The sequence below is a fragment of the Stenotrophomonas sp. Steno-Z4 genome (assembly GCF_056393145.1).
The window spans coordinates 151,689-172,354 of the sequence record NZ_JBWJPC010000005.1 but is presented as its reverse complement, the minus strand read 5'-3'; the positions used below and the strand labels follow the sequence as shown (position 1 = coordinate 172,354).

Below are 20,666 nucleotides of genomic sequence, written 5' to 3'. Positions count from 1 at the left end.
ACCGTGGGTCGGTACCCGGTTTCAGGGTGACGCGTCGGCCTGGACTTCCGGCCTTGCCGCATCGAATGCCGGCAAGGCCAGGCAGGCCTCGTCGATCCGCACCAGGGTCGGGTACGGGCCCAGATCCACGTTGAAGCGGCGGGCGTTGAACAGCTGCGGCACCAGGCAGCAATCGGCCAGGGTCGGTGTGTCGCCGTGGCAGAAGCGCCCGGTGTCCACCGACTCGACCAGCAGCCGTTCCATCGCATCGAAGCCGACCGTCATCCAGTGCCGGGTCCAGTCCTCACGCTCGGTCTGCGGCACGTTCCAGGTATCGCTGAAGAACTGCATCACGCGCAGGTTGTTGAGCGGGTGCAGGTCGCATGCCACCAGCTGTGCCAGCGCACGCACACGGGCGCGGCCCGGGGCATCGTCGGGCAGCAGCGGCGGTTCCGCAAACACCTCGTCGAGGTATTCCAGGATCGCCATCGACTGGTGCAGCACCAGGTCCCCATGCACCAGGGTAGGCACCAGCTCCTGCGGGTTGAGCGCGGCATACCCTTCGCTGTGCTGCTGGCCGCCGTCGCGGACCAGGTGCACCGGGGTGATCTGGTGTTCCAGGCCCTTGAGGTTCAGACCGATGCGCACGCGGTAGGCGGCGCTGGAGCGCCAGTAGCTGAACAGCTCGATGCGGTCGGCCGGGATGTTCAGGGCCGTGCCGCCTGTTCGATGCGCTGTTCGATGGCGCCGAAGATGCTCTCGCCGGCGGCGTCCAACATTTCAATGCGGACCACGTCGCCGAACGACATGAACGGCGTGCTCGGCTTGCCGTCGCGCAGGGTTTCCACGGTGCGCTGCTCGGCAAAGCAGGAGGCCCCCTTGCTGGTGTCCTCGTTGGCGATGGTGCCCGAACCGACGATGGCACCGGCGCCCAGCGGGCGGGTCCTGGCCGCGTGCGCGACGAGCTGGGCGAAGTTGAACTGCATGTCCACGCCGGCTTCCGGCGCGCCAAACCAGGCGCCGTTGACGTGGGTGACCAGCGGCAGGTGCACCTTGCTGTCCTGCCAGGCGTCGCCCAGCTCATCGGGCGTGACGAACACCGGCGACAGCGCCGAACGCGGCTTGGACTGCAGGAAGCCGAAGCCCTTGGCCAGCTCGCCCGGGATCAGGTTGCGCAGGGAGACGTCGTTGACCAGGCCGACCAGCTGGATATGGCCGGCGGCCTGCTCGGCGGTGACCGCCATCGGCACGTCATCGGTGATGACCACCAGTTCGGCTTCCAGGTCGATGCCGTACTCCTCGCTGATCACCTTCACGGCATCGCGCGGGCCATGGAACCCGGCACTGGTGGCCTGGTACATCAGCGGGTCGGTGTAGAAGCTTTCCGGCACTTCGGCGCCACGGGCGCGGCGCACGCGCTCTACGTGCGGCAGGTAGGCGCTGCCATCGACGAATTCATAGGCGCGCGGCAGCGGCGCGGCCAGTGCCTGCAGGTCGATGTCGAACACGCCATCGGCGCTGCCGTCATTGAGCGACTCGTACAACGCGTTCAGGCGCGGCGCCAGGTGGCTCCAGTCTTCCAGGGCCTGCTGCAGGGTGGCGGCGATCCCGGTGGCGCGCACGCCATGGCGCAGGTCACGCGAGACCACGATCAGGGTGCCGTCGCGGCCGCCTTCCTTCAAAGAACCAAGCTTCATGGGTGGGATATCCGGGGATCGCAGGAAATAGGTTTCGAGTGTAACCAAATGCGTGGTCGTGCCAAGTCGCAGTGCCGCAGAACGAACATAAACCATCCGAATGATGCTGATGTGGTCGCTCGCCAAGGTCGTCCGGCTGGGGCCGGCCGCTACGAATTGCTACGGGCGCCGGGGAGGCATGGATACGTCGGGAGTCGCTTGTTCAACCTGAACGGGGGATTTGGCCTTGTTCGCGCGGTTCCGCTACACTGTCGGGGTCTGCAGCGGCCGTCCGTTTCCCTTCGGGATCGCCGGCGATCGGGATTTCCGTCCCTCGCCCGCCCCCACTCCGACGCCATTCGTCATGCATTCCAGTCTGCGCACCGCGTGGGCTGCACCCAATTCTCGCAGCGCGGTTCACGGGAACGCTCCGAGTCAGCCGATCAATTCGATCTGCCTTGCGTCCGGCCATTCGGCCTGGCGTTACTTCGTCTTTGGAGCTTCCACCCGATGTCTTTTGAAAACCTGGGCCTTGCCCCGTTCCTGCTGCGCGCGTTGTCCGAGCAGGGCTATGAAAACCCCACCCCGATCCAGGAGCAGGCGATCCCGCTGGCCCTGGAAGGCCGCGACCTGCTGGCCGGCGCGCAGACCGGCACCGGCAAGACCGCCGCGTTCGGCCTGCCGCTGCTGCAGCACCTGGGCACCAACCCGCAGGCCGTGAACGGCCCGCGCAAGCCGCGTGCGCTGGTGCTGGCCCCGACCCGCGAACTGGCTACCCAGGTGCATGACAGCCTGCGCGGCTACAGCAAGTACCTGCGCATTCCCAGCGCCTGCATCTACGGCGGCGTCGGCATGGGCAACCAGTTCGACGTGCTGCGCCGTGGCGTGGACCTGCTGGTGGCCTGCCCGGGCCGCCTGATCGACCACCTGGAGCGTCGCAGCGTCGACCTGTCGGGCATCGAGATCCTGGTGCTGGACGAAGCCGACCGCATGCTGGACATGGGCTTCCTGCCGTCGATCAAGAAGATCCTCGCCAAGCTGCCGCGCCAGAACCGCCAGACCCTGCTGTTCTCGGCGACCTTCGAAGAGAGCATCAAGCAGCTGGCCCTGGAGTTCATGCGCGATCCGGCGCAGATCCAGGTCACCCCGAAGAACACGGTCGCCGAATCCATCAAGCACTGCGTGCACCCGGTTGACGGCCCGCGCAAGCGTGACCTGCTGCTGCACCTGCTGGCCCAGGACAGCCGCGAGCAGACCCTGGTGTTCGGCCGTACCAAGCACGGCTGCGACAAGCTGGCCACGTTCCTGGAGAAGTCGGGCATCAAGACCGCGGCGATCCACGGCAACAAGAGCCAGGGCCAGCGCCTGCGTGCGCTGGGCGACTTCAAGGCCGGCCGCGTGACCGTGCTGGTGGCCACCGACATCGCCGCGCGCGGTATCGACATCAACGAACTGCCGAAGGTCATCAACTACGACCTGCCGATGGTGCCGGAAGACTACGTGCACCGTATCGGCCGTACCGGCCGCAACGGCTCGACCGGCCAGGCGATCTCGCTGGTGGCCCAGGACGAAGCCAAGCTGCTGCGCCAGATCGTGCGCCTGCTGGACAAGGACATGGACATCCGCGACGTGCCGGGCTTCGAGCCGCAGACCCCGATCCGCTGGGGCAACAGCGCGCCGGGCAAGGCCGAAGTGCCGGGTGGCGATCGTTCGCCGCGCAAGCACGCGCGCCGTCCGCATGGCGAGGCCCCGCGCCACGCCCATGCCGGTGCCAAGACCGGCGGCGGCCAGCGTGACGGTGCCGGTCGCGGTGCAAGCCGTGGTGCCGGCAACGGTGCGCCGCGTGGTGGTGCGCCGACCGGCCAGCGCCGTGGCGGTGGTGGCGGCGGTCGCGGTCCGGGCGGCGGCAACCGCGCCGGCTGATCGTTTCGCCGGCTGCACAATGGAAAAGGGCGACGCATTGCGTCGCCCTTTTTTTTACCCGCGTGGCTTGGTCGGGTTGAGCAGGTTGCCGAAGAACACCGCGTTCAACAGCAGCCGCTCGGTGCCGTGCCAGTACTTGCGATGCGCCGGGTCATCGGCGAACAGCACCACGTTGCCCTGCCCCTGCGGCGACACCACCAGCCAGGCGCTGCCGGCCACGCGGCTGCGGTTGGCCTCGGACAGGTAGCCGTTCACCCGCGGTGACTCGTCAATGCGCACCACGGTCGAGAACGCATTGCGGCTGGGCTTGAAGCTGATCCCATTTTCCTTGTTGATCGCCAGCTGGGTGCGCGGCAGGCCGAAGCCGAGCGGGTGGCTGGTGTCCACGTCGGCGCTGAGGATGTTGCCGCTCACCCGCTCGATGGCGGCGATGTCGCGCTGGTCGCCGAACGCGCGGCGCGCACCCTCGGGCTCCTTCTCTTCGGCACCCAGCACTTCATCGCTGAGCTTCTGCTCGATCGCCCACTTGGCCGCGCTGCCGTAGGTCACCAGCGAACCGCCGGCGTTGATCCAGCGCTTGAGCGCGGCCACCGCCGTGGCATCCACGCCGCTGTAGGTACCGCCGGACAGCACGATGGTGGTGTAACGGTCCAGGTTGACCTTGCCCAGCTGCGCCGGGTCCAGCTTGCTGGCCGGCAGCTGCACCTGCTGGTCGAGCAGGAACCACGCCGAGCCGATCTCGGTGGCGCTCACGCCCTCGCCCATCACCAGCGCCACCGCCGGCCTGCGCAGCGATTTGACGCTGTCGCTGCCCAGGTCGATGCCGCTGCGGCTCTGCCCACTGGCCAGGGCGTGCACCTGCACGCCGCTGCTGCGCGCCGCTTCATCCACGGCAGCGAGCAGTGCGTCGCCCGCCAGCGTCTGCCCGGCCACCGGCACCACCACGCTGCCGCGCGCGAACGCCTGCTCACCCGACGCGGTGGCGGCGGTGAACGGCTGGAACGCGGCGCGGGTCAGCACACCCTTGGCCTGCAGCGCGTACAGCGCGCGGCTGGCGTTGTAATCGCGCCAGTCGAACACGTAGGCATAGCCGGCCTGGCCACCGCTCACCCCACCACGGGCGGACGGCAGGCGGGTGATGCGCTCGCCGCCATCGACACGGCTGCGGCTGCCGGCGAACGCCACGCCGTAGGCCGGTGCGATCGCGTAGGAGGTGCTGCCGTAGAACACGTCGCCCTTGATCGGCGGGGTCTCGGCGAAGATCGAATGCACCAGGCGGAACTGCGGCTGCGCGGTGGGCACCACGTAAGCACTGCCCGGCTCGAAGCGCTGGCCGTCCACGGTGACTGCCTTGCTCAACGCCTGCACGGTGATCTGGTGCTGCAGCAGCAGGTCGAGCAGGCGCCGGGTCAGGCCCGGGTCGTGGGCATCGCCGAACACGAACGCCTTGACCGGCTGCTGGTTGGCCTGCTTCACGGCGGACTGGAAGAACTCCTTCTGCAGCTTCAGCAGCCCGTCGCGCTCGGTCACCGCACCGCGCACGGTGCCCAGGCCGGTGGCGACCTGGTTGCGGATGGTGAACGGGAAGGTCAGCAGGCCGTTGACCGATTCCTGCACGCGGCCACGCGAGCTGGCCTGTTCCACCGTGACACCGACCGCACCATGGAAGTCCGGATAGGTCGAGCCGTACACCGGCGAGAAATTGTCGAAATTCTCACCGGTGTAGTACAGCGAGCCGAGCGCATCCAGTGCCTGCGCGTGGTACTTGGCCAGGGTCTTGTTGAACGCGTACGACGACGCCGGCAACAGCGGGCTGTGCATGCTCGCCGGCGACGGTTCGAAGTAGTAGGTGCTGTCCTTGCCCATCTCGTGGAAATCGATCTGGACGTTGGGGTACCACTGGTGGAAGTAGGCGATCTTGGGCCGCGTGTCCTGCTGGGTCAGTGCCAGCCAGTCGCGGTTGAGGTCGGTGAAGTAGTGGTTGGTGCGTCCCTGCGGGAAAGGCTCCACGTGCTCCTTGTCGGCCGGATCGGCCGATGCCGGCGACGAGGCATAGGCGTTGTGCCAGCTGGCCGCACGGTCGCGGCCGTCCGGGTTCTGCGCCGGGTCGAACAGCACCACCGCCTGCTGCAGCCACCTGGCCGTATCGGCACTGCGGTTGGCCACCAGATAGTACGCAGTGAGCAGCGCGGCTTCGCCACTGGAGGTTTCATTGCCGTGCACGCTGTAGCCCAGCCACACCACCACCGGGCTGTTGCCGGCCGCCGACAGCGGCTGCGCCGGGTCGGCCAGGGTCACGTGCTGGCGGCGCAGGGTTTCCAGCTGCTGCTGGTTCTGCGCCGAGGTGACGGTGGCGATCAGCAACGGGCGGCCTTCGTAGCTGCTGCCGATCTGCTCGACCTTGATCTTGTCGGAGTGTCTGGCCAGCTCGTTGAAGTAGGCCACCAGCTGGTCGTGCCGGGTGTAGCGGCTGCCGATCTCGTAGCCCAGGAACTGCTGCGGAGTGGGAATGGCCGGATCGAAATCGCCGCCCTGCGGGAAGAAATAGGCGCTCTGTGCGAACGCCGGCGCGGCCAGCAGCCACAGCGCCCCCACCACCCAGGTGATGGGACGCGACAAACCATGGAACAAGGACACAGCGAACCCCTCTTAGAAGCGGTAATCGAAGCCGACGGTGAAGTAGCGGCCGCGCAGGTCGTACTGGCTGAAGTCGTACGGCGCGCGGATGCCCGGGAACGAGGCGTCGTACGGCGGTTCCTCATCGGCCAGGTTCTGGATCTTCGCGTACAGGGTCAGCTTCTCCAGCCCGGTGTAGGCCAGGTACAGGTCGAACTGGCTGTACGAATCCACCCGGTCCTGCACGGCCGTGGCCGCGGCACTGGCCTTCTGGTCGTAGCCGCTGGTGTAGTACCAGGTCAGCGCGGTGCGGAAATCGGCGTAGCTCCAGTCCAGCGTGGTGGTGGCCTTGTTCTTGGGCAGGGTGGCGCCGAGGTTGCTGCCGGCGTAATCCACCAACGGGCCGCCGACCACGGTGGGGCGGCTGTAGTCGCGCACATGGGTGAACGCGGTGGACAGCGAGAAGTCACCGGCCGCCTCGGTCGGGAAGCGCTGGCGCAGTTCCACGTCGAAGCCCGAGGTCTTGAGCTCACTCAGGTTCTGGTAGCGGTTGAACACCGCCAGCAGCTTGCCGCGCTCATCGCGGGTGACCGCGCCGGGCACATCGTTGGTGACCAGGGTCTGGGTGTTGTTGGTGCCGACCAGGTTTTCCAGTTCGATGCGGTAGTAGTCCACGCTCAGGCTGGTGTTGGACCACGGCGACAGCACCAGGCCCAGGTTGTAGCTCCTGGTGCGTTCCGGCTTCAGGTCGCTGTTGCCGACGGTGAAGAAGGTCGGGTTCTGGCGCGAGCCGGGCACGTCCGGGTCGCGCGGATCGATCACGCTGCCGTAGGCGATGCTGGTGCTGTTGGAGTTCTCCGACAGCGACGGCGCGCGGAAGCCCTTGGAGGCCGCGGCACGCACCAGCAGGATGTCGAACGGCTGCCAGCGCAGGCTCAGCTTGGGCGAGAACGCATCGCCGAAATCGCTGTAGTGGTCGGCACGCGCAGCGGCCTGCAGCTCCAGGCGCTCGGCCAGCGGCACGTTCACTTCGGCATAGGCCGCGGTGACCTTGCGCTCGCCGTGCACTTCGGCAATGGCCGGGCGGATCTGCAGGCCCGCATCGATCTGCCACGGGTTTTCCGAATCCAGCTTCTCGCGGCGCCATTCCAGGCCGGCGGCGAAGCCGATCGGGCCCGCCCAGGTGCTGCCCAGGCCGCCGGAGATCTTGGCGTCCACGCCCTGCAACACGGACTCGGCCGGGCGCAGGGTGCTCAGGTTGATGCCATCGATCACCGACTGCGGGGTGGCCGACGGATCGAGCAGGTTGTAGCTGCCGGTGGCCAGTGCATCGGCCAGGGTCCAGCGGTTGGCAAAGCCGCCGGAGACGGTTTCGCGCTCGCTGCTGCGTGCGCCGAACGCGCCCACTTCCCAGTCCCAGTCCTGCAGGCTGCCGCGCAGGCCGACCACGCCGCGGTAGGCGGTGGAGCGGTTGGTCTTGAAGGTCGGGCCGAGGTTGAAGAAGGTGTATTCGATCGGAATCGCGCGGCCGTAGGGGTTGAACGGGCTGCTGGCCGGCAGGTTGGACGACACCGGCTCGGCCAGGCCGGTATCGGCGTTGAGCGCGAAGCGGCCGCTTTCCAAAGTGAAGAACGGGCTGCTGCCGAACCACGACACGCCCTTGATCTCGCTGTAGATCACTTCACCGAACGCTTCCACGTTGTCGTTCACCTTGAAGGTGCCGTTGACGTAGGCCTGGTAGCGCTTGGTCGAGGGAATCAGCGTGGTGTACGGGGCGAGGTTGTAGCCGCAGGTGTTGCCGGGCAGGCCGTCGATCGGCGCGCTGGGTACCAGCGTAGTGTTGTCCGGGCACTGCCCGTTGGCGTCGAGCATGGGCACCGAGGTGCCGTTGACCAGGAAGCGCGCGCCCTTGGCCGACCAGCCGTTCCAGCGGCCACCGGGCTTGTCGGTGTAGATGCCGGACTTGGTGAGGTCGCGCTGGTCCTGGTCCAGGCGCTCGCGGTTGTAGCCTTCCAGGCTGACCAGGATGTTGTAGCCATCGGCGTCGAGGTCACCGATGCCACCGATGAACTTCAGGTTCTGCTCGTCCAGGCCGCCCTGGTCGGCGGTGCCGACGCTGCCGCCCAGTTCGGCACCCTGGAAGTTCTGCCGGGTGATGATGTTGACCACGCCGGCCACGGCGTCGGAGCCGTACACGGCCGAGGCGCCGTCTTTCAGCACTTCGATGCGCTCCACCGCGACCATCGGCAGCGCGTTGAGGTTGACGAAGGTGTCGGAGAGGCCGCCGGCGGGGAAGCCGTAGTTGGCCAGGCGGCGGCCGTTGAGCAGCACCAGCGTGTTCTTCTGCGACAGGCCGCGCAGGCCGATGCCGGCCGAACCCGAGGCCCAGCCGTTGTTGGTGGTTTCGTTGTTGGCGTTGCCGGTGTTGGCCGAGATCGAACGCAGCAGGTCGGCAACGGTGGCCTTGCCGGTGGCTTCGATTTCCTGGCGGCCGATCACCTGTACCGGGTTGGCGGTCTCGGTGTCGGTGCGCTTGATGTTGGAGCCGGTGACGCGCACCGCGGCCAGGGTGGTGCTTTCGCCGCTGGCGGAGGCGTCGGGGCTGGCATCGGGGCCAGCGGCGGCGTCGAGGGCAAACGCGGACAAAGGCGTAGCCAGGGCGGCGGAAAGGGCCGCCACAAGAAGGGTGTGCTTGGGCATGAACTCTATGGGGGTGGTGGACGACAAGTTCCGCAGTAGTCCATGCCAAGGGCTTAACGGGCCAATAACATCGCTTCATGCGGATATAACGAAAAATAACATCTCTTCATCCGGATGGATATGTTTTGTTGGATGGCCGTACAATGGGCCCATGGAAATCTTCAAAGTCTTTACCCTCGAAGCGGCCCACCACCTGCCCAACGTGCCGGCGGGCCACAAGTGCGCGCGCCTGCACGGCCACTCGTTCCGGGTGGAGCTGAAGGTCGAGGGCGAGCCGGGCGAACACACCGGCTGGATCATGGATTTCGGCGACGTCAAAGCGGCCTTCCAGCCGATCTACGACCGCCTGGACCACCATTACCTCAACGACATCCCCGGCCTGGAAAACCCGACCAGCGAACGCCTGGCGATCTGGATCTGGAACGAGCTCAAGCCGGCCCTGCCGGCGCTGAGCGAGGTGACGGTGCACGAGACCTGTACCTCCGGCTGCCGCTACCGCGGCTGAGCCCCAGCCAAAACCGGTTGTTTCTGAACGGATTCAACCTAATCCGGACCACTTCGGCAATGTATTGTTGCAATGCACCACGATCGGTGTATGCTGCATTGCATCAAACGGAATTTGCGTGGGTCCCTCCCCCCACGCAATCCCAAGACCCGACAGAACCCTCCCTCTGTCGGGTCTTTTTTTTGTCCCCGCTAAAGGGCGGTTCTGATGATTTCCATGCGTTACCGCGCGTGGGTAACCTCAGTGCAGTCGTTTGGGAACCGACCCTACGGCCATGCACTTCGCTCTTTCCATGGTCACCTGCCATGTGTCGAAGGCTGGCGGCGGTGGGTTTGCGGGAGCGTAGAGCGCCATGGATGGCGCGAACGAGCCCCCATGGATGGGTTCACGGCGTCTCCCGCAAACCCACCGCCGCCAGCCAAACCATGGACACCCACAGACCACGGCTTTGGCTTTGGTTTTGGCTTGAGGGTCAATCAGGACGCGCGAGCGGGCGCACGATCTGCACCAGGCTCAACAGCGTCTTGCCCGGCTCTTCCCACGCGACCATGTGCGCCGAATGTTCGAACCACACGCCCTGCTTGTAGGGCGCCTGCACGGTGTTCAACCAGCGCTCGGTCGGCGCGGTGGGCGTGGTGTAGTCGTGGCGGCCCATGAACATCACCACCGGGATCGGGAAGCGGGTAATCGGGTTGAAATCCACCTTCAGCATCTGCGGCAGCAACGGCCCCAGCGACAGCACGCTGCCCTTGTCGATGTTGCAGCGGTCTGCGTCCGTGTAGTCGGGCGAGAGCCTGGCCGCGCCGAAGTAATACTTTGAGTCATCGCGGTAGGCCGTCAGCCCCCCGTAGTACTGCGGCCACGTGCGCGCGGTGATGATCCGCTCGCGCGTGATCGGCGTGTTGCCCGGATACGGTGCGATCGCCTCCAGTTCGGCCACCGCCTTGGCGTTGCCATGTGCCTTCGCCTGCGCCAGCCCGTAATCGAAACTGATCTTCTCGTTTTCCACCTGGTTGATGATCTGCCCGATCCCCACGTACGCGTGGAACAGGTCCGGCCGCTTCAACGCCGCCTGCATCGCCACGATCGTGCCCCAGCTGTGCGCCATCAAGATCACCTTGCGCTGGCCCAGGTGCGTGCGCAGGTGCTCGGCCACCTCGATGGCATCATCCACGTAGCGTTCAATGGTCAGCGTCGGCGCGATGGCGTCCGGCGACGCCTCCGCGTAGGTCTTGCCTGCACCGCGCTGGTCCCAGTCCACCACCGTGAAGTACTCCTCCAGCGGTCGCTGGAACTGCCACACGCTCGGCGTCACCGGGCTGGCCGGGCCACCGTGCACGAACAGGATCACCGGGTTGGCCCGGTCCTCGCCGCGGATGGTGAGCCACTGCTTCACCCCGCCGATCGGCGTGGCGTACTGTTCCTGGATCCCGTTCGGCGTGGTGATCCGCTGCAGGTCGCGTACCACCGCGCGCGCCGGTTCCAGCGCCGAGGTGTCCGGGCATTCATTGGCGGCCGATGCAGTGCCTGCGATGCCAGACATGAGCAGCAGCGCCATCAGGGCAAACCGGATGCGGTGGGAATCCTGTGCGTTGGGCATGCGCTCACTCCTGGCGGGCGTTGAATGCATTGCATCCTGCCAGCAACGGGCGCCCCAGTGCCGGTGGTCGCCGTGACCTTGGGCAGGGGCGGCTCAGACCACCCGCGCCGCCGGCAGCGAGAACACGAACAACGCACCCTCGCGGCTGTCCAGCAGCTGGATCTCACGCTGGTGCAGCTGCAGGATGCGGTGCACGATCAGCAGGCCCAGCCCGCCGCTGTCCGGCCGCTGGCTGCCGAATGCCGGGGGCGTGTGGAACAGGTCCTCGCGCCGCGCCGCCGGAATGCCCGGGCCGGTGTCGGCCACGCTGACCTGCACCTCGCCCCGCGCCGCCTGCAGCGTCACCGTGATCCGGCCGCCCTCAGGCGTGTGCCGGATCGCATTGTCCAGCAGGTTGGTCAGCACCCGCTCGATCAGCGCCAGGTCCGCGTCCACGGCCGGCAGGCCAGGTGGAATGTCCGCCGCCAGCGTCTGCCGACGCGCCTGCGCGGCCAGCTCGAATTTCTGGAAGACGTCCTGCACCAGGTCCGGCAGCGAGAACGCCTGGCGGTCCAGCACCACCCCGCCGTGTTCCAGCCGCGCCAGCTCGAACAGCGCCTGGGCCAGCCGGCCCACCTTGTGGCTCTGCGACAGCGCGATGCCCAGGTAGCGCTGGCGCTCTTCTGCGCTGAGCGTGGCGTCCTTCAGCGCCAGCGTTTCCAGGTAGCCGTGCAGCGACGACAACGGCGTGCGCAGGTCGTGCGAGATGTTGGCCACCAGCTCGCGCCGCTGCAGGTCCTGCTGGCGCAGCTGCTGCCACTGCTCGCCCAGGCGCTGGCCCATGTGCCCGAAGCTGTGCTGCAGGATCGCCAGCTCATCGCGCTCGCCCGCGCGCAGCGGCGTAGGCGGCAACGCCTGCGCCGGCGCTGCGGCATCCACGTCGAACGACTGCACGCGCCGGGTCAGCTGGCGCAGCGGTCGGGTCACCCAGCGGAACGCCACCGCACCGGCCAGCAGCCCGATGCCGGCCACGATCGCCAGCGACCACAGCGTGGTGCGCAGCGTGGCATTGGCCGCGATGTTGGCCGCCAGCGCCTCACGCTGTTCGCCCACCAGCACCACGTAGATGTAGCCGGCCTGGCGCCCCTGCACGAACAGCGGGGCGGCGTTGAACACCTTGCGCCCGCGCGCGCTGCGCGGGTCATCGCCGAGGATCGGCAGCGGCTCATCGCGCAGCAGCGCCTGCACCGGCGCCAGGTCCACGCGGTCGCGCTTGAGGTGGCCGGTGGGCGCATCGTGGCCGAGGATGCGGCCCTGGTCGTCCAGCAGGTACACCTCCACGCTGGGGTTGACCGCCATCAGCTTGCCGAACAGCGCGCGCACCTCGCCGGTGCGCATGCCGCCACCGTCCATCAGCTCGCCGCTGCGCGCGATGTGCTCGGCCAGCCCGCGCGACAGCCGCTGTACGGTTTCCTGCTCGTGCAGGCTGGTGCTGCGCATCTGGATCGCCATCAGCGCGCCGCAGCACACCAGCAGCAGCGCGAAGAACGCCACCGACAAACGCTGCGACAACGACAACCGGATCATGCCGCTGCACCCTCGTTGCCATCGACCAGCTTGTAGCCACGGCCCCACACCGTCTGGATGCGCTGCGGCGACGCCGGGTCGCGTTCGATCTTGTTGCGCAGCCGGTTGATGTGCGTGTTGACGGTGTGCTCGTAGCCATCGTGCTGGTAGCCCCACACCTGGTTGAGCAGGTCCATGCGCGAATACACCTGGCCGGGGTGGCGGGCGAAGAAGTACAGCAGGTCGAACTCGCGCGGGGTCAGCTCCAGCGCGCGCCCTTCCACCTGCGCGGTGCGCGCGACCGGGTCGATGCGCAGCCCGGCCACCGCCAGTTCACCGGCATCGATGCGCGCGTTCTGCGCCATCGCTTCCACCCGGCGCAGCAGCGCCTTGACCCGCGCCACCAGTTCCAGCATCGAAAAGGGCTTGGCCAGGTAATCGTCCGCGCCCAGTTCCAGGCCCAGAATGCGGTGCACTTCGCTGGCGCGTGCGCTGGTGATGATGATCGGGGTGTAGCGCGCCATGCCCCGCGCCCGCCGGCAGATTTCCAGGCCATCCACGCCGGGCAGCATCAGGTCCAGCACCAGCGCCGACCACGGCTGCGCCTCCAGCAGGGCCAGGCCCTCGTCGCCAGTAGCGGCATGGGTGACCTCATAGCCCTCGTCGCGCAGGTGCATGCGCAGCAGGTTGGCGATGTGGACATCGTCTTCGACGATCAGGACGCGCTTGGCACTGCTCATTGGCACGGTGACGGGCAGCAGGAAGGTGAACGCATTGTGGCCAGATCCGGACCTGAATGTGTCACGGAAAATTTAACCCTGCGTGAGGATTCGTTGACCGGCCCGGGCGCAGCATGGCCCCATCGTTTCCAGACCGGGAGATCGCCATGCGTTGTACCCGTCGCAGACTGCTCGGCATGGGCGCCATCGGCGCCGCGGCCGGCCTGTTCGGTTTGACCGCCTGCAGTGGCTCGGCCCCCGCCGCACCCGCACCCGCGCGCCGCTTCGAGGTGATGCGCACCGATGCGCAGTGGCGCGAACAGCTCAGCCCGGCGCAGTACGCCGTGCTGCGCCGGCAAAGCACCGAGCGCCCCTTCAGCAGCCCACTCAACAAGGAACACCGGCGCGGCACCTTCACCTGTGCCGGGTGCGCGCTGCCGTTGTTCTCCTCGTCCACCAAGTTCGACAGCGGTACCGGCTGGCCCAGCTTCTGGGCGCCGCTGCACGATGCCGTCGGCGAGGACCGCGACACCACGTTGGGCATGCTGCGCGTGGAAGCCCATTGCCGGCGCTGTGGTGGCCACCTGGGCCATGTGTTCGATGACGGCCCGCGCCCGACCGGGCTGCGTTATTGCATGAACGGCGTGGCGATGAACTTCGTCGCCGCTGAGGAAGAGACACGCGTGCGGATACCCAACCGCACGTAACGCCGATGAAGCCGCCGGGCAGGGCCCGGCGCTACCCGATAAGGAACGTTCGATGATTCTGCTTGTACTTGCCTACCTGGGCGGTGTGTTGACCATTCTCAGCCCGTGCATCCTGCCGGTGCTGCCGTTCGTGTTTGCCCGTTCGGACCGCCCGTTCCTGCGCAGTGGCCTGCCGCTGCTGATCGGCATGGCGCTGATGTTCGCGGTGGTGGCCAGCCTGGCGGCGGTGGGCAGCCAGTGGGTGGCGCAGGCCAACCAGATCGGGCGCTGGATCGCGCTGGTGGTGATGGCGCTGTTCGCGCTCGCGCTGCTGTGGCCGGCGCTGGCCGACCGCCTGCTGTCGCCGTTCCAGCGGCTGGGCGCACGGCTCAGTGCGTCAGCAGACAAGGCCACCGACGCCGGGCGCGGCGGGGTGGGCACCTCGCTGCTGATCGGCGTGGCCACCGGCCTGCTGTGGGCACCGTGCGCCGGCCCGATCCTTGGGCTGATCCTCACCGGCGCTGCCCTGCAGGGTGCCAGCGTGGGCACCAGCGGGCTGCTGCTGGCGTATGCACTGGGCGCGGCCACCTCGCTGGCCCTGGCGATCTGGATTGGCGGGCGTGTGTTCACCGCGCTCAAGCGGCGGCTGGGCGCGGGCGAGTGGATCCGCCGCGCGCTGGGCGTGGCCGCACTGCTGGCGGTGGTGGCCATAGCGATGGGCTGGGACACCGGCGTGCTCACCCGGTTGTCGTCGGTCAGCACCGCGCGGCTGGAACAGGGCCTGCTGGATACCCTGCCCGGCCAGGCGCCTGGCGCCGGTCCCGCGATGATGATGCGCGCCGCCGATGCACCGGCCGGTGCCGAGCTGCCGGTGGAAGGCACCCTGCCTTCGCTGGACGGTGCCACCGGCTGGCTCAACAGCCCGCCGCTGACCGCCGAAGGCCTGCGCGGCAAGGTGGTGCTGGTCGATTTCTGGACCTATTCCTGCATCAACTGCCTGCGCGCCCTGCCCTACGTGCGGGAGTGGGAACAGCGTTACCGCGACCAGGGCCTGGTGGTGATCGGCGTGCATGCCCCGGAGTTCGCCTTCGAGCGCAACCTGGGCAACGTGCAGCGTGCGGTGAAGGAACTGAAGATCGACTACCCGGTGGCGATCGACAATGAGTTTGCGATCTGGCGCGGCTTCAACAACCGCTATTGGCCGGCGCACTACTTCATCGACGCGCAGGGCCGCATCCGTGCGCACCACTTCGGTGAAGGCAACTACGCGCAGTCCGAACGGATCATCCGCCAGCTGCTGCGCGAAGCCGGTGCCACGCTGCCCGAGGAGCCCGCACAGGCCATGGCGATGGCCGCCAGTGCACCGCGCGCGGGCGTGGAACTGCAGGCCGACATGTCCAACCTCAAATCGCCGGAGACGTACCTCGGATACTCGCGCGCGGAAAACTTCGCCTCGCCGGACGGCCAGCGCCGCGACGCACCCGCCGATTACACGCTGCCGTCGACGTTCGCGTTGAACCAGTGGGCCTTGTCCGGGCGCTGGACGGTGGGTAACGAAGACGCGCAGCTGCAACGCGCCGGCGGTCGCATCGCGTTCCGCTTCCACGCCCGCGACCTGCACCTGGTGCTGGCACCGGGTGCGGACGGCAAGCCGGTGCGGTTCCGGGTGCGCATCGATGGCCAACCGCCCGGCGCCTCGGCCGGTGGCGATGCCAGCGCCGATGGCAGCGGCACGGTCACCGAGCACCGCCTGTACCAGCTGATCCGCCAGTCCGGCGATGTCGGCGAACGCACGTTCGAGATCGAGTTCCTCGATCCGGGTGTGCACGCCTATGCCTTCACCTTCGGTTGAACCAGGAGAACCCCATGCGCGTTTCCTTCGACAAACTGGTGGCCGGCGGCATTGCCGCCGCCGTTGCCGCGCTGACCATCAGTGCGGTGGTCAGCCTGGACCGCCCCGCATATGCCGCGCCGGCCGAAGCGGTGGTGGCGGTGCCGGCACCGGCGGGTGCGGCCGATCCGAAGCTGCCCGGCAAGCGCGCGCAGGTGGTGTTCGCCGGCGGCTGCTTCTGGGGCGTGCAGGGCGTGTTCCAGCACATCAAGGGCGTGGACAACGCGGTCTCCGGCTACATCGGTGGGCGCCCGGCCGACGCGAACTATTCGCGCGTCAGTAGCGGTGGCACCGACCATGCCGAAGCGGTGCAGGTCACCTACGATCCCAGCCAGGTCAGCTACGGCCAGTTGATGCAGGTGTTCTTCTCGGTGGCGCACGATCCCACCCAGCTCAATCGCCAGGGGCCGGACCGCGGCACGCAGTACCGTTCGGCGGTGTTCGCCGACGATGCCGCGCAGCGCGATGCCACCCGCGCCTACATCGCGCAGCTGCAGAAGGCACGCGCGTATGCGGCGCCGGTGGTGACCACCGTGGACGGCGGCAAGCCGTTCGTTCCGGCCGAGGGCTACCACCAGAACTACCTGACGCTGCATCCGGAGTCGCTGTACATCCGCATCAATGACCAGCCGAAGGTGGCGGCGCTGCAGCGGATGTACCCGCAGCTGTACCGCGAGAAGCCGAGGCTGGTGTCGACCTTGTCAGCGAGGTAAGGGATGGGACGGCGGTAGAGGCCGACCGTTGGCCGGTCTTCGCCGAGGAAACGCCAGGTTGCAAGGCATCCAGGGTACAGCGCACCATGCTGGCGACCCTCATGGTTACAGATTCCATGGCCGCCAACCTCTACCAATCCCTGGCCGACGAACTGGCCGACGCCATCCACGGCGGCCGCCTGCCGGCCGGTGCGCGCCTGCCGTCCCTGCGCGGCCTGGCCGCGCAGCGCCAGCTCAGCTTGAACACGGTCATCGCCGCCTACCGGCAGTTGGAGGACGCCGGGCTGGTAATGCCGCGGCCCAAGGCCGGGTTCGTGGTCAGCGCGCGCCTGCCCGAACCCACCCGCTCGCTGCGCCAGGCCCCGGCGCTGGCCACCACCCAGGCCCAGCAGCTGATGATGGCGCGCGTGCTGGAGGCGCAGCGGCAACCGGGCATCGTCGACCTGGCTTTCGCCGGTCCACGCGGCGAACGTTTCTACCCCGCCGCACGGCTGGCCCGTGCCACCGCACAGGTACTGCGGCGCACCCCGGCGATGGTGCGCACCTACGCACGCCCCAACGGGGCCAGGCGGCTGTTGGAGCAGATCGTGCGGCGCGGCCCGCGGCTGGGCCTGCACACCACGGTGGAGCGGCTGGTGCTCACCCATGGCGCGATGGAAGCGCTGCAGCTGGCCCTGCGTGCGGTGACCCGCCCGGGCGATGCGGTCGGCATCGAAGCCCCCTCCTATTTCAACCTGTACCCATTGCTGGCCAACCTGGGCCTGAAGGCGATCGAGCTGCCCACCGACCCGCGCGAGGGGCTGGACGTGGATGCGGTGGAAGCGCAGCTGCAGGCAGGCGCACTCGCCGCCATTGTCGCCATGCCCAGCGTGCACAACCCGCTCGGCTGCACCCTGCCGGTAGCGGCCAAGCAGCGCCTGGCGGCACTGGTGAACCAGTACCAGGTACCGCTGATCGAAGATGCGGTCTATGCCGAACTGCAGTACCAGGAGCCGCTGGCGCCGTTGTTGAAAGCGTTCGACGAGGACGGTTGGGTGATCGTGGTCAACGGTTTTTCCAAGACGCTCGCACCGGATTACCGGATCGGCTGGCTCGATGGCGGGCGTTTCGCCGCCGACATCCAGCTGCTGAAGTTCCAGTCCACCGGCGCCGAATCGCAGCTGCTGGGCGAGGCGGTTGCCGCGTTCCTGGAAGCGGGCAGCTACGAACACCACCTGCGCGGGCTGCGCCGGCTGTACCGCGAGCAGGTCGGGCGCGTGCGTGCGCTGGTGGCCCAGCACTTCCCGCCCGGTACCCTGGCCACCCAGCCCAGCGGCGGTTTCCTGCTGTGGATCGAACTGCCGGCGGGCGTGGACAGCAGCGTGCTGTTCGAACAGGCCCTGGCCGAGGGCGTGGTGATCATGCCCGGCCAGGTGTATTCGCGCGGCGCCCGCTACCGGCACTGCCTGCGGCTGTCGTGCTGCCAGGACCTGGACGCGCGCTACGTGGGCGCCATTGCCAGCGTCGGCCGGCTGGCCACTGCCCTGCTGGCGCAGGCGCGCGGCTGACCCTCAGCCGAGCAGGTGGCGGGCCAGCTGCGCCGGATCGGCACCCGGTGCATACGGCAGCCGGCCCCAGAACGGCATCGGCAGGCGCACGCGCAGCAGCGCCACGTTATCGTCGATGCGCTCCATCTGCGGGTCCACCTCGTTGGCGATCCAGCCGATGCAGGTTGCACCGCTGGCGTTGATCGCCCTGGCGGTCAGCCGCGCGTGGTTGAGACAGCCCAGCCGCAGGCCCACCACCATCACCACCGGCAGCTGCAGCGCCTGCACCAGATGCGACTGGTCCAGCGTGGCCGACAGCGGTGCCAGCCAGCCGCCCACGCCTTCCACCACCACGGTGTCGGCCTGCGCGCGCAGCCGGGCGAACGCCGCCTCGATCGGATCCAGGGACAGCGTCACCCCCGCCGCCTCCGCGGCCAGTTCCGGGGCCAGCGGCAGCGGCAGCGCGTAGGGGTTGAGGTCGGCATAGGCCGGGGCGGGGTCGCTGGCGGCCAGCAGCGCGGTGGCATCCTCGTTGCGCAGGCCCTCGACGGTCTGCTCGCAGCCGCTCGCCACCGGCTTCATGCCCACCGCGCGGTGCCCGCGTTGGCGCAGCGCGTGCAGCAGGGCGCAGCTGCTGAAGGTCTTGCCGATGCCGGTATCGGTACCGGTGACGTAGAACGCGGCGGGCGGGGCAGAAAGCGATGACATGGCCGGACCGATGAACAGGGGCGCCCATTATCAGCGTTCCGCCGCCAGTGGGTCCGGCCGCCGGCCGCGCTTGCTAGACTGCGACCATGTTCGATACTTCCACGCTCACCGGCAGCAAGCCGGAACAGTACGGCCAGCTGCTGGCCCAGGCCCGTGCCCTGGTGCACGGTGAACGCGACCGCATTGCCAATGCCGCCAACCTGTCAGCGCTGGTCTACCACGCGCTGCCGCAGCTGAACTGGGTGGGTTTCTACCTGTTTGATGGCACTGAACTGGTGGTCGGCCCGTTCCAGGGCCTGCCAGCCTGCGTGCGCATTCCGCTGGACAAGGGTGTGTGCGGCGCGGCCGCCTCGCAGCGGGTAACCCAACGCATCGAGGACGTGGACGCCTTCCCGGGCCACATCGCCTGTGATTCGGCCTCGCGCTCGGAACTGGTGGTGCCGCTGGTCCACGGCGACACCCTGATCGGCGTGTTCGACCTGGACAGCCCGGTGCTGGCCCGTTTCGATGCCGATGACCAGGCCGGGCTGGAAGCCATCGCCGCGGTGTTCGTCGAGGCCCTGGGATGAGCACCAAGCTGCGCAACATCGGCCCCAAGAGCGCGGCCTGGCTGCGCCAGGTCGGTCTGCGCACTGCCGAAGACCTGGCCGCGGCCGGGTCGGTGGGCGCGTTCGTGAAGGTACGCCGCGCCGGCTTCAAACCGAGCCTCAACCTGCTCTACTCGCTCGAAGGCGCGCTGCAGGACTGCCACTGGCAGGAACTGCCCGAAGCGCGCCGCGCCGAGCTGGTGGCCGAATACGACGCGATCATCGCCGACAAGCCGCTGAAGAAGGCACCGCCGGCCTCGGGCCCGGTGTATGACCGCACCGTGGCCAACGATGACGATGCCGACGGCGGCGACGCCGCGTTCGACACCGACGACGACCGCTAGGGCGACGCCTGCTGCAACTCCAGTAGTTCCCCCCACAGCTCCCCATCGTCCCGCTCCACCCGCAGCTGCAGCCGCGTACCGTGGTCGATGCGCAGCGCCCAGCACATCGCCATCGGCAGCCCGCACACCTGCGACAGCACCATCCGCAACGGGCCGCCATGGCTGACCACCAGCGTTGGAACCGGCTCGGGCTCATCCAGCAGCCGATGCAATGCGCGCGCGATGCGGCGCTCGAAATGCCCCCAGCTTTCGCCATGCGGCGGCGGATTCGCATGCGCGTCCAGGTGGAATGCCTGCAGCGCCTGCATCGGCAGCGCCTGCAGCGGCTGGCCGTCCCAGTCGCCGAAATCCAGCTCCTCCCATTCCTCGTCCGCGATCACCTCCAGCCCGCGCGGCAGCGCCAACGCAGCGGCGGTGTCCAGCGCACGCCGGCGCGGTGAACTCAGCACGCGCTGCCAGTGCAGGTCGGCATGGCGTGCGCAGATCAGATGGATGCCCTGCACGTCCAGCGGCGGATCGGTACGCCCATCCAGGTGGTCGTCGCGGCCAGTGGCCGCGTGCCGGATCAGGTCCAGGATCATAGGGACTGCAACCACGTCAAAAAGCGAGGCGCATTCTAACCGCTGGCGTCGCACCGCCCCTGCCGGCAGTGCGCCGGCCGCCGGGCTTTGCTCTACACTGCGCCCACTTTCAGGTGACCTGCGGCGCAAGCCGGCAGGTTGAAACGGGAAGCCGGTGACGCAACAGGTCCTGCCTGCTGCCATTCCGGCGCTGCCCCCGCAACGGTAAGCGTGGAAGCCAGGCAACATGCCACTGTGCGCAAGCATGGGAAGGCGCCTGGCGCGATGGTCCGCCATCGGCCCGCGAGCCCGGAGACCGGCCTGGAAGACGACTGGTTGCGATGCGGCGGGCATGGCGGCGGCAAGCGGCGCCGTACCTGCGCCCGCC

General features: G+C 68.2%; 17 protein-coding genes and 1 riboswitch. Of the genes, 8 read left to right on the top strand and 9 right to left on the bottom strand.

Annotated elements, in window-relative coordinates:
• Nucleotides 1–21: 21 nt before the first annotated feature.
• Nucleotides 22–690: a maleylacetoacetate isomerase gene (gene maiA, locus AC06E7_RS13335; RefSeq protein ID WP_478065121.1), complete on the bottom strand. Its 669-nt coding sequence runs from the start codon at nt 688–690 to the stop codon at nt 22–24.
• A complete protein-coding gene (locus AC06E7_RS13330; protein WP_478065039.1) occupies nt 687–1,676 on the bottom strand; it encodes a fumarylacetoacetate hydrolase family protein in 990 nt (329 codons plus the stop codon). Before AC06E7_RS13330 ends, maiA begins: the two co-directional genes overlap by 4 nt.
• A 489-nt stretch (nt 1,677–2,165) precedes the next feature.
• On the opposite strand from AC06E7_RS13330, the gene AC06E7_RS13325 reads away from it, so the two are divergent.
• Complete coding sequence (locus AC06E7_RS13325; protein WP_093532896.1) at nt 2,166–3,578, top strand: DEAD/DEAH box helicase; 1,413 nt, start codon at nt 2,166–2,168, stop codon at nt 3,576–3,578.
• A gap of 54 nt (nt 3,579–3,632) precedes the next feature.
• On the opposite strand, the gene AC06E7_RS13320 is transcribed toward AC06E7_RS13325, so the two are convergent.
• Together AC06E7_RS13320 and AC06E7_RS13315 are read right to left on the bottom strand one after the other, a co-directional pair.
• Nucleotides 3,633–6,197, bottom strand: coding sequence for a M14 family zinc carboxypeptidase (locus AC06E7_RS13320; RefSeq protein WP_478065038.1), 2,565 nt, complete (start codon nt 6,195–6,197; stop codon nt 3,633–3,635).
• 30 nt (nt 6,198–6,227) lie between these two features.
• Nucleotides 6,228–8,894, bottom strand: a complete 2,667-nt coding sequence (locus tag AC06E7_RS13315; protein WP_478065037.1) for a TonB-dependent receptor — start codon at nt 8,892–8,894, stop codon at nt 6,228–6,230.
• Nucleotides 8,895–9,045: 151 nt separating this feature from the next.
• Between AC06E7_RS13315 and queD the strand changes: the two genes are divergently transcribed.
• A complete protein-coding gene (queD, locus tag AC06E7_RS13310; protein WP_068849013.1) occupies nt 9,046–9,399 on the top strand; it encodes a 6-carboxytetrahydropterin synthase QueD in 354 nt (117 codons plus the stop codon).
• Between the two features lie 472 nt (nt 9,400–9,871).
• Here queD and AC06E7_RS13305 read toward each other — a convergent pair whose 3' ends face one another.
• The 3 genes from AC06E7_RS13305 to AC06E7_RS13295 form a co-directional block, all read right to left on the bottom strand.
• Nucleotides 9,872–10,999 (bottom strand): alpha/beta fold hydrolase, encoded by a 1,128-nt coding sequence (locus tag AC06E7_RS13305; protein WP_478065036.1) that lies wholly within the window; start codon nt 10,997–10,999, stop codon nt 9,872–9,874.
• Between the two features lie 93 nt (nt 11,000–11,092).
• Nucleotides 11,093–12,565, bottom strand: coding sequence for a sensor histidine kinase (locus tag AC06E7_RS13300; RefSeq protein WP_478065035.1), 1,473 nt, complete (start codon nt 12,563–12,565; stop codon nt 11,093–11,095).
• Nucleotides 12,562–13,284: a response regulator transcription factor gene (locus tag AC06E7_RS13295; RefSeq protein ID WP_093532899.1), complete on the bottom strand. Its 723-nt coding sequence runs from the start codon at nt 13,282–13,284 to the stop codon at nt 12,562–12,564. Before AC06E7_RS13295 ends, AC06E7_RS13300 begins: the two co-directional genes overlap by 4 nt.
• Before the next feature lie 146 nt (nt 13,285–13,430).
• Here AC06E7_RS13295 and msrB point away from each other — a divergent pair, with 146 nt between their 5' ends.
• The 4 genes from msrB (at nt 13,431) to AC06E7_RS13275 (ending at nt 18,100) form a co-directional block, all read left to right on the top strand.
• Nucleotides 13,431–13,970 (top strand): peptide-methionine (R)-S-oxide reductase MsrB, encoded by a 540-nt coding sequence (gene msrB, locus AC06E7_RS13290; protein WP_478065034.1) that lies wholly within the window; start codon nt 13,431–13,433, stop codon nt 13,968–13,970.
• Nucleotides 13,971–14,022: 52 nt separating this feature from the next.
• Nucleotides 14,023–15,801 (top strand): cytochrome c biogenesis protein DipZ, encoded by a 1,779-nt coding sequence (locus tag AC06E7_RS13285; protein ID WP_478065033.1) that lies wholly within the window; start codon nt 14,023–14,025, stop codon nt 15,799–15,801.
• Nucleotides 15,802–15,815: 14 nt separating this feature from the next.
• Nucleotides 15,816–16,553 carry a peptide-methionine (S)-S-oxide reductase MsrA gene (gene msrA, locus AC06E7_RS13280; protein ID WP_478065032.1) on the top strand — a complete coding sequence of 246 codons (738 nt, stop codon included), beginning with the start codon at nt 15,816–15,818 and terminating at the stop codon, nt 16,551–16,553.
• A gap of 101 nt (nt 16,554–16,654) precedes the next feature.
• Nucleotides 16,655–18,100, top strand: a complete 1,446-nt coding sequence (locus tag AC06E7_RS13275) for an aminotransferase-like domain-containing protein (protein WP_478065031.1) — start codon at nt 16,655–16,657, stop codon at nt 18,098–18,100.
• 3 nt (nt 18,101–18,103) lie between these two features.
• Here the strand turns inward: AC06E7_RS13275 and bioD are convergent, their stop codons facing one another.
• A complete protein-coding gene (bioD, locus tag AC06E7_RS13270; RefSeq protein WP_478065030.1) occupies nt 18,104–18,787 on the bottom strand; it encodes a dethiobiotin synthase in 684 nt (227 codons plus the stop codon).
• Nucleotides 18,788–18,873: 86 nt separating this feature from the next.
• Here bioD and AC06E7_RS13265 point away from each other — a divergent pair, with 86 nt between their 5' ends.
• Together AC06E7_RS13265 and AC06E7_RS13260 are read left to right on the top strand one after the other, a co-directional pair.
• Complete coding sequence (locus AC06E7_RS13265) at nt 18,874–19,356, top strand: GAF domain-containing protein (RefSeq protein ID WP_068848998.1); 483 nt, start codon at nt 18,874–18,876, stop codon at nt 19,354–19,356.
• Complete coding sequence (locus AC06E7_RS13260) at nt 19,353–19,718, top strand: TfoX/Sxy family protein (protein ID WP_478065029.1); 366 nt, start codon at nt 19,353–19,355, stop codon at nt 19,716–19,718. The genes AC06E7_RS13265 and AC06E7_RS13260 overlap by 4 nt, the downstream gene beginning before the upstream one ends.
• On the opposite strand, the gene AC06E7_RS13255 is transcribed toward AC06E7_RS13260, so the two are convergent.
• Nucleotides 19,715–20,299 (bottom strand): histidine phosphatase family protein, encoded by a 585-nt coding sequence (locus AC06E7_RS13255; RefSeq protein WP_478065028.1) that lies wholly within the window; start codon nt 20,297–20,299, stop codon nt 19,715–19,717. The two genes, AC06E7_RS13260 and AC06E7_RS13255, sit on opposite strands and share 4 nt — an antisense overlap.
• A gap of 94 nt (nt 20,300–20,393) precedes the next feature.
• A riboswitch (cobalamin riboswitch) is annotated at nt 20,394–20,617 on the top strand.
• Nucleotides 20,618–20,666 lie beyond the last annotated feature (49 nt).

What these genes read in the sequence shown, in the direction of transcription:
- AC06E7_RS13330 (WP_478065039.1), bottom strand. Translation starts at nt 1,676, where the DNA reads ATGAAGCTTGGTTCTTTGAAGGAAGGCGGCCGCGACGGCACCCTGATC.
- AC06E7_RS13325 (WP_093532896.1), top strand. Translation starts at nt 2,166, where the DNA reads ATGTCTTTTGAAAACCTGGGCCTTGCCCCGTTCCTGCTGCGCGCGTTG.
- AC06E7_RS13315 (WP_478065037.1), bottom strand. Translation starts at nt 8,894, where the DNA reads ATGCCCAAGCACACCCTTCTTGTGGCGGCCCTTTCCGCCGCCCTGGCT.
- queD (WP_068849013.1), top strand. Translation starts at nt 9,046, where the DNA reads ATGGAAATCTTCAAAGTCTTTACCCTCGAAGCGGCCCACCACCTGCCC.
- AC06E7_RS13305 (WP_478065036.1), bottom strand. Translation starts at nt 10,999, where the DNA reads ATGCCCAACGCACAGGATTCCCACCGCATCCGGTTTGCCCTGATGGCG.
- AC06E7_RS13300 (WP_478065035.1), bottom strand. Translation starts at nt 12,565, where the DNA reads ATGATCCGGTTGTCGTTGTCGCAGCGTTTGTCGGTGGCGTTCTTCGCG.
- AC06E7_RS13295 (WP_093532899.1), bottom strand. Translation starts at nt 13,284, where the DNA reads ATGAGCAGTGCCAAGCGCGTCCTGATCGTCGAAGACGATGTCCACATC.
- msrB (WP_478065034.1), top strand. Translation starts at nt 13,431, where the DNA reads ATGCGTTGTACCCGTCGCAGACTGCTCGGCATGGGCGCCATCGGCGCC.
- AC06E7_RS13285 (WP_478065033.1), top strand. Translation starts at nt 14,023, where the DNA reads ATGATTCTGCTTGTACTTGCCTACCTGGGCGGTGTGTTGACCATTCTC.
- msrA (WP_478065032.1), top strand. Translation starts at nt 15,816, where the DNA reads ATGCGCGTTTCCTTCGACAAACTGGTGGCCGGCGGCATTGCCGCCGCC.
- AC06E7_RS13275 (WP_478065031.1), top strand. Translation starts at nt 16,655, where the DNA reads ATGGTTACAGATTCCATGGCCGCCAACCTCTACCAATCCCTGGCCGAC.
- bioD (WP_478065030.1), bottom strand. Translation starts at nt 18,787, where the DNA reads ATGTCATCGCTTTCTGCCCCGCCCGCCGCGTTCTACGTCACCGGTACC.
- AC06E7_RS13265 (WP_068848998.1), top strand. Translation starts at nt 18,874, where the DNA reads ATGTTCGATACTTCCACGCTCACCGGCAGCAAGCCGGAACAGTACGGC.
- AC06E7_RS13260 (WP_478065029.1), top strand. Translation starts at nt 19,353, where the DNA reads ATGAGCACCAAGCTGCGCAACATCGGCCCCAAGAGCGCGGCCTGGCTG.
- AC06E7_RS13255 (WP_478065028.1), bottom strand. Translation starts at nt 20,299, where the DNA reads ATGATCCTGGACCTGATCCGGCACGCGGCCACTGGCCGCGACGACCAC.